Source organism: Nostoc sp. (assembly GCF_036916985.1).
Classification (GTDB): Bacteria; Cyanobacteriota; Cyanobacteriia; order Cyanobacteriales; family Nostocaceae; genus Nostoc.
Genome location: NZ_JBALFD010000034.1, coordinates 1 through 9,540, shown reverse-complemented (window position 1 = coordinate 9,540; position 9,540 = coordinate 1). Strand labels below are relative to the sequence as shown.

12 protein-coding genes and 1 pseudogene are annotated in these 9,540 nt (G+C 41.4%); 6 read left to right on the top strand and 7 right to left on the bottom strand.

What is annotated here, in order from left to right:
* Positions 1-89: 89 nt before the first annotated feature.
* A complete protein-coding gene (locus tag V7L07_RS12775; protein WP_335058282.1) occupies positions 90-800 on the top strand; it encodes a cytochrome d ubiquinol oxidase subunit II in 711 nt (236 codons plus the stop codon).
* A gap of 383 nt (positions 801-1,183) precedes the next feature.
* Positions 1,184-1,270, top strand: a pseudogene (locus V7L07_RS12770) (cytochrome c oxidase subunit 3); the annotation flags it as partial.
* An 82-nt stretch (positions 1,271-1,352) separates the two neighbouring features.
* Here the strand turns inward: V7L07_RS12770 and V7L07_RS12765 are convergent.
* The 3 genes from V7L07_RS12765 to V7L07_RS12755 are packed head-to-tail and all read right to left on the bottom strand — an operon-like array spanning position 1,353 to position 2,173.
* Complete coding sequence (locus V7L07_RS12765) at positions 1,353-1,616, bottom strand: type II toxin-antitoxin system RelE family toxin (RefSeq protein ID WP_335058280.1); 264 nt, start codon at positions 1,614-1,616, stop codon at positions 1,353-1,355.
* Entirely contained in the window at positions 1,609-1,887 is a 279-nt protein-coding gene (locus tag V7L07_RS12760; RefSeq protein ID WP_335058278.1) for a hypothetical protein, read from the bottom strand. The genes V7L07_RS12765 and V7L07_RS12760 overlap by 8 nt, the downstream gene beginning before the upstream one ends.
* A 16-nt stretch (positions 1,888-1,903) precedes the next feature.
* Positions 1,904-2,173, bottom strand: coding sequence for a hypothetical protein (locus tag V7L07_RS12755; protein WP_335058276.1), 270 nt, complete (start codon positions 2,171-2,173; stop codon positions 1,904-1,906).
* Positions 2,174-2,403: 230 nt separating this feature from the next.
* On the opposite strand from V7L07_RS12755, the gene V7L07_RS12750 reads away from it, so the two are divergent.
* On the top strand, positions 2,404-2,634 hold the full coding sequence (locus tag V7L07_RS12750; protein ID WP_179069589.1) for a hypothetical protein: 231 nt from the start codon (positions 2,404-2,406) through the stop codon (positions 2,632-2,634).
* Positions 2,635-3,014: 380 nt separating this feature from the next.
* Positions 3,015-3,896, top strand: coding sequence for a substrate-binding domain-containing protein (locus tag V7L07_RS12745; protein WP_335058274.1), 882 nt, complete (start codon positions 3,015-3,017; stop codon positions 3,894-3,896).
* A gap of 99 nt (positions 3,897-3,995) precedes the next feature.
* Here V7L07_RS12745 and V7L07_RS12740 read toward each other — a convergent pair whose 3' ends face one another.
* Complete coding sequence (locus V7L07_RS12740; RefSeq protein WP_335058272.1) at positions 3,996-5,165, bottom strand: RNA-guided endonuclease InsQ/TnpB family protein; 1,170 nt, start codon at positions 5,163-5,165, stop codon at positions 3,996-3,998.
* 103 nt (positions 5,166-5,268) lie between these two features.
* Here V7L07_RS12740 and V7L07_RS12735 point away from each other — a divergent pair, with 103 nt between their 5' ends.
* Positions 5,269-5,967: an ABC transporter permease gene (locus tag V7L07_RS12735; RefSeq protein WP_335058270.1), complete on the top strand. Its 699-nt coding sequence runs from the start codon at positions 5,269-5,271 to the stop codon at positions 5,965-5,967.
* Positions 5,964-7,046: an energy-coupling factor ABC transporter ATP-binding protein gene (locus tag V7L07_RS12730; RefSeq protein ID WP_335058268.1), complete on the top strand. Its 1,083-nt coding sequence runs from the start codon at positions 5,964-5,966 to the stop codon at positions 7,044-7,046. Before V7L07_RS12735 ends, V7L07_RS12730 begins: the two co-directional genes overlap by 4 nt.
* Positions 7,047-7,238: 192 nt before the next feature.
* On the opposite strand, the gene V7L07_RS12725 is transcribed toward V7L07_RS12730, so the two are convergent.
* From V7L07_RS12725 to V7L07_RS12715, 3 genes are all read right to left on the bottom strand, one after another.
* A complete protein-coding gene (locus V7L07_RS12725) occupies positions 7,239-7,496 on the bottom strand; it encodes a hypothetical protein (protein ID WP_335058266.1) in 258 nt (85 codons plus the stop codon).
* The gene (locus V7L07_RS12720; protein WP_335058264.1) at positions 7,459-7,818 is read right to left on the bottom strand and encodes a DUF6972 family protein; all 360 of its coding nucleotides are present in this window, start codon (positions 7,816-7,818) and stop codon (positions 7,459-7,461) included. Before V7L07_RS12720 ends, V7L07_RS12725 begins: the two co-directional genes overlap by 38 nt.
* A gap of 123 nt (positions 7,819-7,941) precedes the next feature.
* Positions 7,942-8,571, bottom strand: a complete 630-nt coding sequence (locus V7L07_RS12715; protein ID WP_335058262.1) for a TetR/AcrR family transcriptional regulator — start codon at positions 8,569-8,571, stop codon at positions 7,942-7,944.
* Positions 8,572-9,540: the final 969 nt, after the last annotated feature.

Here is a 9,540-nt window from a genome sequence, read left to right as displayed (position 1 = left end):
CTTATTTTATCGTAGATCCTAGCTAGCTTATGATGATTGCATTTATATCCTACAACCGAGTCATACAAAGGTTTTAATGGTTTTCGGAGATGTCTTTTGAATTCCGTGAACATTCTATCAACAAAACCTATTGGAACTGGGGTTTTGGTGGTGGTAGTTTGCTAGTCGCTTTGTCTCAAGGATTAATTTTAGGTGGCGTGATTGCCGGCATTAAAGTTGATGAGGCGGGAAACTTTATTGGTGGTACTTGGGATTGGTGGAATTTACCATCAATATTAGTGGCATTAACTGTAGTGCAGGGCTATGTTTTAATCGGTTCTACTTACCTAATTACTAAGACAGAAGGTGAGTTAAAACGATATCACTACATCACTGCAAAATTTAGCACTATTACCACATTTGTTGGTGCGTTGGCATTGACAATTGCGGCACCAATGTTCTATGAACCAATCCGTACTAAGATATTCCATCAACCAGAGATATTGATTTTTGAAGCGATTCCCTTTGTGGCAACTGGTGCAATGGCACTACTAATGAATAGTATCAATCGCCGTGAAGAAAAGATGCCTTTTATTTGGACAATTGTGGTTTTCTTAATCACTATTTTGTCCTTGGCTTTTGTGGTGTTTCCTTACATCATTCCCTTCCAAGTCACAATTTATCAGGCTTCCTCTTCCCTTAGCGCCCAAACCTTCATGATTGCTTTTATCGGGTTTTTCGTCCCGATTATATTGTTCTACAATGTCTATCTTTACCGTGTATTTCAAGGTAAAGTAGTCAGCCCCCATTACGGAGACTAGAGGGTTGCTATTTAGAGACTCCCAATAATAAATTACCCACTCTTGATTGATGGGCAACATACCATCAATCAGGACGGGTAATATTAAGTCCGGTTAATTAGTTACGATTACCACAATCAATGAACCCCTCCCCGCAAGCCTATCCATTACCCACAAAATTATCAACCATCTTGAAACCTTTATTTTGCAAGGGTCATAAGGATTCAAATTTATGACGGACTTGACAAATAAGCCCTTGATGTTCTCGATAAAAACCCACTTCTATTGAGAATTGACAACCTAGGTTTAAGGCTTTGCTATTTGGTGAGCGTAGACGCAAAGGGGCTTGTTGTCAGACATCGCTCTCGCAAATGTTAAGAAAGATCCGGGTAATGGATAGCCCTTTTGGTGTAAATGCCACTTCTATTTTTTGGCACTTTGTTGATGTAATCTGGATTGTTTTGTTTATCCTTATTTATAGCTGGCAATGATACTTTGTGGTCTGAGCTTTTGTGTGGAAAATAGCTATTAGGACTTACACAACACCTTCCGCCTAACGTGTCGCAGATAACCTCACGGTTCATACACCTCACTGCGATGGGCGATCGCTATAACAAATACCTGCACCACTTCATCGTCTATGGAATAAATCACCCTATAGTCCCCGATTCGGTAGCGATAGTACCCTACATAATCTCCCTTAAGGACTTTGATATTAGGGTGGGACTGGGGAGTTTGCTCTAGCTGCTGCAAGCATCGAGCAATTTTCTTTGCTAGGGCTTTATCAGCATTGATATAAACCTTTTGGGCATCGGGATGGAGAACAACTTCATACATCAGAGCGAAGGTTTCTCCAGGGTTTGTAAAGGATTTTAGGGGTTGCTGATGAGTGCTTAACTCGTTCTAGCAATCCAGGAATTACCAAAAGTTCTTGGGTTGCAGCTTCGCTTTCAGCATTTGCTAAATAAGCCGCAAAATCAGCAAGCACCTGTAATCGCTCTGGCGATAGTTGCTTGAGTAAGTCATTAAGCTGGCGCTGTAACTCTGTCACAGCTACTAAATCTGCTGGCGACATATCCTCAATCGGCGAATTATCCGTAGTACTCATCGCTTGCTTTGCAACTTCAAGGTTTACCGTCTATTGTAGCTCCCTGTGTTGCCACTAGCAGGTCTGACAATGCTTGAATTGCTTCAGGAGTTGCTTGAGGAGACCAGACAACTCCTTGAGTTGATCCCAGTTGATTTAGAAGTGCTTTCGTTGAATCACTCTCTTCAGTATCTTCTAAGCTATATCCTTCTTCTTTCGCAACTGCAAGCAGGAGAAAGTGGATTAGTCGAAGTTTATCTTCATGAGATAGTTGACTGACGGTTGGTAAAATTTCGCCCAGAGCCATATAGCTTATTTTGAGATGATATACGTTTAGTTTAGCTCAGTCACACATCAGCACTTTTTCAGGCGATCGCAAGTATGCTAGCTAAAAAAGACTCTAAATTATTTCCAAGTTGCCTAATTGAGAACCCTCCCAGAACATCCCAGGAGGGTTATATTTTGCAACTAAACCAACAGACTTAAAGCAACTATAGGATTTATGATCGACAATGTACTCTTGTACATTAAAAGCCAATGCCGATCGTATTTAATGTAGTAGATGTTGAGGACAAAGAGCATTACTTGAACTATGAAGAGATAGAGGAAACAAAGGTAGCTGATGAAGGATTACGCAACGATGATTACCTCGATGCTCAATGCTTTTTTGTCCTCCTCAAAAATGGAGATATACTACTTCTAGAAATGGCTAGACAAAACCAAGTAAGTAAAAACTTCCTTTACCGCTTACTGATGCCAGGAGAATAGCCTCCTTTAATATCTAGGGCTGCCTGGATGCCGACCGTTGCTATTCTTAAATCCATCGTGGACACACGAACCTGTTGCGATCGCAGTCTTTGATCAACTGCGATCGCATTCCACCAAATATCTCTAAACTACGTCACAACGACTGAAACAAAGCGGTCTAAAGCTATACCAGGACTTCTGTCAAGTTCTTCTAAACAAATGCCATGCTGGGTAAAAACTAAGATGTCAGTATCTTGTCAGGAATTATTCTCATCATCAAAATTGTCTGGAAAACAACATAAATATAGTTGCTTTCCTAATCAATCTTGCCTATACTCCTCAATGTAAGCTTTGCTTGCCATAGTAAAGAATATTGGCGTACAGATTGCTAGGAGAGTGCAATGATCAATCATCGGGCTTTGCGTCATGGGTATTTGGTAATTTTCGTGGCGATTCTTTGCATCAGCTTTGGTAGTATATTCAACCAAGAGCCAACTTTTGGACAGTCTTCAGGAAGTAAAAATGTCATTGTGGCGATGACAACCAGTATTGAGGATAGTGGGCTGCTAGATGATTTAGTTCCGGCGATTGAAAAGAAAACAGGATATAGGCTCAAAAAGGTTGCAGTCGGCACCGGACAGGCTTTGGCTCTAGCTGAAAAAGGTGAGGTTGACGCGCTATTCGTCAATTCACCGAAAGCCGAACGCAAAGTTTTGGAGGGTGGTGCGGTGATTAATCGCCACTTGGTAATGCACAATGACTTTGTGATTGTCGGGCCAGATGCAGATAAGGCAAAGATTCGAGGGAAAAAGAATGCTGTGGAAGCGTTCAGTCTCATTGCCAAAAATCAAGCATTGTTTGTATCGCGGGGTGATGACTCAGGTACTAACAAACTAGAAAAAGATTTATGGAAACAGGCAAACGTCACACCATCTGGAACTTGGTATCAGCAAACAGGTTCAGGAATGGCGGAAACTTTGCAAGTTGCTAATCAAAAACTAGGATATACCTTAGCAGATCGGGCAACGTATATATTTCAGCAGAAAAATCTGTCTTTGCCTGTACTGGTGCAAGGAGATAAGAAACTGTTAAATCTTTACCATGTGATGGAGGTAAATTCTAAGAAGTACCCCAGAGTCAATAGTGCAGGAGCTAAAGCGTTTATTAATTTTGTCTTATCTCCTGAAGGACAAACACTGATTGCAGCCCACGGGAAAAAAGAGTTCAAACAACCGCTATTTTATGTTGATGCCGGTAAAACGGAGAAAGATTATGGCTTTTAAAGAAACTTGAGTATCAGATCGTTAAGAGTTGCTTTACTGCATATTTGAGTATTATTTCCCAATTTTTTAAGAGATTTGCATTTGTAAGCTTACCCCGGTCTAAAGACATCGGGCTTTCAGTAGCCCTGAGCTATCGGTACTGAGTTCACAGCACAAATAACCCGAACCTCCAGGCAGGCTTACAGACTGCCCCAAAAGAGAAATCATTTTTGCACCATTCAAATCAGCGTCACCATGCCAAGAACAGTTACCACACTTGAAACGCTTATCAGATCTCAACCCAATGTACAAGCACTGGTGGCAGGTTTGGCTAGTGTAGGCTGGTGGCACTGCAACTACTTCCACTCCTTCCTTAATGCCCTTGTACTCAAGGAAGTACCGCAATTGATAAAACGACCAAGAATTAGAGTGTCTGCGCTCAACCTTGTTTCTAGGTTGCTGATTGGTGCGCTCTCTAATCCCTGTCAGGTTTTCAATAGCAACAATTGCTTTGGTGGATTTCGCTTGCTGAATAATTTGGTAGCTGATTTGATGGTTAAGCCATTGCTGAAATCTTCTCTCACGCCCCGACAGCCGTTGCAAAATCTGTTTTGCCCTGCGGCGAGTAGACCTTGTGCCTTTCGTAGCTTTTTGTTGGAGAGAAGCTCTAGTTCTGCTATATCTATCCCGAATATCAGTTACTTGTTTTCCGTCCCATTTATCCCCATTGCTAGTTACAGCGATATCCCTGCGCCCAAAATCTACACCAATAACGTTGGTGGGTTTGAGTGGTTCAGGAACCTCATCTTTGACTTGAATATGAATATAGTAGGAACAATCCCGATGTTTACACAACTGCGCCGATGTTGGCTTTTTACCTTTGAGCTTTCCTCTTTGGTAATTGCCGACATCAATCTTGATATGCTCCCTACTATCCAGCAAAGTCAGGCTAACACTCCAGTCTTTCTCTCTAAACGCAAAAATCCTAGCGTCGTAGTCGGCGCTAGTAGGCTTAAAGTCTTTGACTGGTTTACTTTGCTGCTTTGCTGTTTTGCGGTTGGCCCCTACTCTGGCACAAGCCCTAACAGCCAAATTAGCAGACAACCCAAACAACGAACGCAAGTCTTGATAGACCATGTTTTGAATGGTTGTCTTGCTTGTTATTTGAGGTTTAACTTGCTGATTGGCATAGTTGCAAGCATCCGCAAACGCCTTCAAAGTTGCCTCTATTTGGGCAGCTTGTTCATGAGTGGGGTTAAGCTTGCAAACTATTGTCAGTACTTGTTCCATACGATAATTTATATCACAAGTGATGGCTATTTAAAAATAGCTGAGTCTTGTTTCCTGCGCGACCTAAAGGTGCGCGGCTTCCACACTCCCGCGAGGTTTTTAGGTGAATACAATCATCGAAGGAGCTTTCAAAGCTTTTGAGCTATTAACTAGTGGCGATCGCGACGTTTTCCAAGTCATGACGATGACATTGTTCGTATCTGGAACAGCTACAGCCATTAGCGTTTTACTGGGACTACCATTAGGACTGTGGCTAGCATTAGTGGATTTCGTCGGCAAGCAGACTCTGACTAGTTTAATTAACTTCGGTATGGGATTACCACCCGTCGTAGTCGGTTTATTCGTCAGTATGTTTTTGTGGCGATCTGGGCCATTGGGAAATCTGGATTTAATTTATACACCCATAGCTATGATCGTCGCCCAAACCATCATTGCTTTTCCAATTGTTGCTGGCTTCAGTTTTGCGGCAATTATCAGTATTAATCCGAAGCTACGCTGGCGATTGTTATCAATGGGGGCGACACAGTGGCAAGCCAACTGGTTGCTAATCAAGGAAGCACGGTTAGGGTTAATGGCTGCAATCATGGCTGGTTTTGGTCGCGTCATCTCGGAAGTTGGTGCATCCATGATGGTGGGCGGCAATATTAAGGGGCAGACTAGAGTCCTGACTACAGCGATCGTTACGGAGGTAGGGAAAGGAAATTACGATGTTGCAATGGCGATCGCATACATTCTTCTGATCATCACCTACACCGTGATCGTATTGCTGACTATCCTACAGCATGACAAGAAAATTCTATGAGTACTAACGAATATGTCCTGAATATGCGGCAGGTTAGCGTCGATAGCAAAACACGTAAAAATATCCTGTCAATTGAAAATTTTACAGTCCGTCCTGGGGAACTGGTTGCTGTGCTTGGCCCCAATGGCGCTGGTAAAAGCACTCTGTTAAGAACAATCAATCTCTTGCAACCTTACCGTGGTGAGATGCAATTATTTGGAGAGGATGTCCGCAATGCTAATAAAACATTGTTGCGTCGTCGTTCGGCTTTGGTCTTTCAGGAAACCTTACTACTGGATGACACTGTTTTTAATAATGTTGCCAAGGTATTAAAGTTTCGCGGCACACCAACACACAAGATTAAGCAAAGGGTACATACTGCACTGACAACTTTTGGCTGTGAATACTTAGCAAATCAGTCAGCTCGTTCTCTGTCTGGTGGTGAAGCGAAACGGGTTTGTATTGCCTGCGGTTTAGTTGCTGATTCCGAATTGCTGCTTTTGGATGAGCCTTCTGCCTCTTTAGATGTGGGAATACGTCCCCAGATGATCGACAAAATTAGACAATGGGCGCAAGCGAGGGGATCGGCAGTCATATTAGTCAGTCATAACTTTACAGATATACTGCATTTTGCCGATCGAGCGATCGCTTTATTTGACGGCTGTATTATCCAAGATGATAACTTGGAAACCATCATCCGCCGACCAGCTAACGAGCAGCTTGCAAGATTGGTAGGCATAGATAATATTATTCCCTGTCGGGTAGAACAGAGTAACCGTGGAAGTCTTATCAAACTTGCAAACGGCATAGAGTTTTTATATCCTGGGGAAATCACCAAGCCAATTACTTCATGTTGTTTATCTGGCGATAGTTTCAATATTTTCGATGCCAGTTCTTCAATATTGCATAAACCTTCGTCAGTAATTATTGAAGGGGTAGTAGAACGGGTTTTAAATGGTATTGGGATTTGTAGTATTTGGGTGAAGGTGGAAGAACAAACTTTAATTGCCAGAGTGCCTCAGAATCATATATTTGGCAATAGACATCTCCATGAAATAATTAAGCTGGCATTCAATCCTCAAGATGCACATTTTGTTTAGAAAAAATGGCTCTGATTGGCAAAACCACACTCCAGCGCGTTAGCGTAGCGACTCCTTCAGGAGTATCGCTGTAGAAGTGCGGCAGCTCCTATACAAACAGCAATTTCGCAATATGTTTTTACACATTTGGGATACTCCCTATTTTGTCAACCAAATGTTATGCAGCGTTTCTGCAAGAGTTGAAGCCTATAATTAGAGAACTTCTTCAGCCAAAAGTTGTCCCTTGACTCGTTCATATTCATCTTCAAGAAGCCATTCTTGGGCGGCTTGATAGTTAGAGTGAGTAACTATAAGTTTGTAGTCAGATGCAGGGTTAAAAATACGACAAGTGCCATCTCGATCGCCAATTAACATGAGAATCTTAGGTGGAAAAAGAACTGGATCAACCCAGAGTTCTAGAAACTTCCAGGTTTTAGCTTGTTCTGCGAGGGCTGGTGCGTGGGATTGCATGATATTCACCTGTCGTCTTCACGATTTTGATCTCACCGTAGTAAAGTGGGATTTGGCTCCCATCTGCTTTAATTATGTAACCGATAGGCTCTGAAAAGTAGAGTCCATATCGTTCGTAATCGTCCTCTTCATCATCTATTCCAGTTCGCTCTCCCCCTGCAATAATAGCTTGTGTGACTCGTTCTAGGGTTTCACGATCATTAAATATGTGCGCTCTGCCTTCTCTGTGCAGCAGTCGTTGGACTTGAGGGGTGTTAGACAAATGGCGATCAATTAGGCTTGGTCGGGGATCTGGAGTGATATCTCGATCAATTCCGCTCATGGGTTGGGCGATCCCACACTAAATCAAAATCCCTATTGTAAGCTGAAGCACAAACAGGATGTTGTAAGTAATGAATTCTCATCGCTGACTGCTCCGAACTTAGTTGCAGTGTGATTTTTTACATTAAATCGTATCATAGACTTTTTTACTCAGCACTGTTTCAGTAACGCCAGATTTGGATACAGTCTGGATTAGTGTTGCCGCTACTTTTTTCGCCTGTGAAGCGGTTGACCAACTTCCTTCCATCATCGCCACCACGATCGCACCTTGCACCAACAGAAGCAGTTGTCTGGCTAACTGTTCCGGTGATGAAACTTCTGCGGCTTGAGCTAGGCTCTTAATGTAGTGGTAGATCGATTGTTGATGCTCTAATGCTACTCGATGTCCAGGATGGTCAGCATTGGCTAGTTCCACTGAAGCATTAATGAATGCACAACCTCGAAAATCTGGGCCCTCAAACCATTCTCGCAGGGCATCAAATATTGCCAGTAATTGTTGGGATGGGTTAGAAGCTTGTTGCTCAATCGTGGTTTGAAGCCATTCACACCATTCTATATCCTGTTGTCGCAGCCACGCTTCAATCAATGCATCTTTTGACTTGAAATGATTGTAGAGCGACATTTTTGCAACGCCAGATTCCGCAATTATTCTGTCAATACCGACATTGCGAATTCCCTCTCGATAGAACAAACCTGATGCTGTACTTAGGATGCGATCGCGAACAGATTTACGGGTTGTTTTTGCTTTAGTCATTTAGATCGCATCCTTGAATAATGTTTAATTTTTCAATGCTTGATAAATAATAATGACAAAAATATTCTTAAATTCACAATTATTAGAATCTGAATCTTGACTATCTTTTTGAGGTAACAATGTGAATATAACAAAAAGTATAAATTAGAAAACACTCTTAACTATCCTTTGATTCATTGTAAAGATCAGAGTGTTTAATCTATAGAAATTTTATGTGATTTGTGAAAATTGGCGGTGTCCAGATCCCCGACTTCTCAAAGAAGTCGGGGATCTAATTTTTCATTAATGATTTAGGGATGTTATCGATTGCTTATCCTATTCTTTCATTAGCCAACACTTCGATTATTTCTAAGCATTTAAGGAAAATTATCTGTAGAGAATAAAGGGTTTATCCCAAAAGTGATTGATGAACTGCAAGCAAACCAAAGTCCCCCCGAACTTTGGAACTGCTACCGATCAAGTACTTCCACAATCCTCCAGAGACTTGTGGAGCAAGACCATCAGTTCATCAAACAATTGGTTAACTTATGGGATTTGGCTTCTTCACTAGAGCGCAAGTGCTTGGAGATCCTTTGTGCTTTAGCGATTTAGATTCCCTATAAATAAAGAATATCATACATTTGGCCAATTTACTTGCGCTGAGGAATTAATTTACAAACAGTATTCGTGGTTACAATTAGTCATCATCTAGAGAGCCTAAAAGCCGATATTGCATTATTCTGTTGTTGAAAGTTGAAAAAATATCGTCGATTTCTCTTTGGCGAGATATCTATATTGAGGACATAAAGTAAATCATTTATATCTTCACTTCCAGTTAGAATAGTCTGTCTATTCTCTTGGATAAAAGTCATTTATATAAAATGATTGGGATTAATTAAAAACTAGACAGAACTGTCTATTATAAACTGGTTTTATTTCCATTTTCCAATATTAATTCGCGTTATTGTTATCAAGATTACTATTATTAAT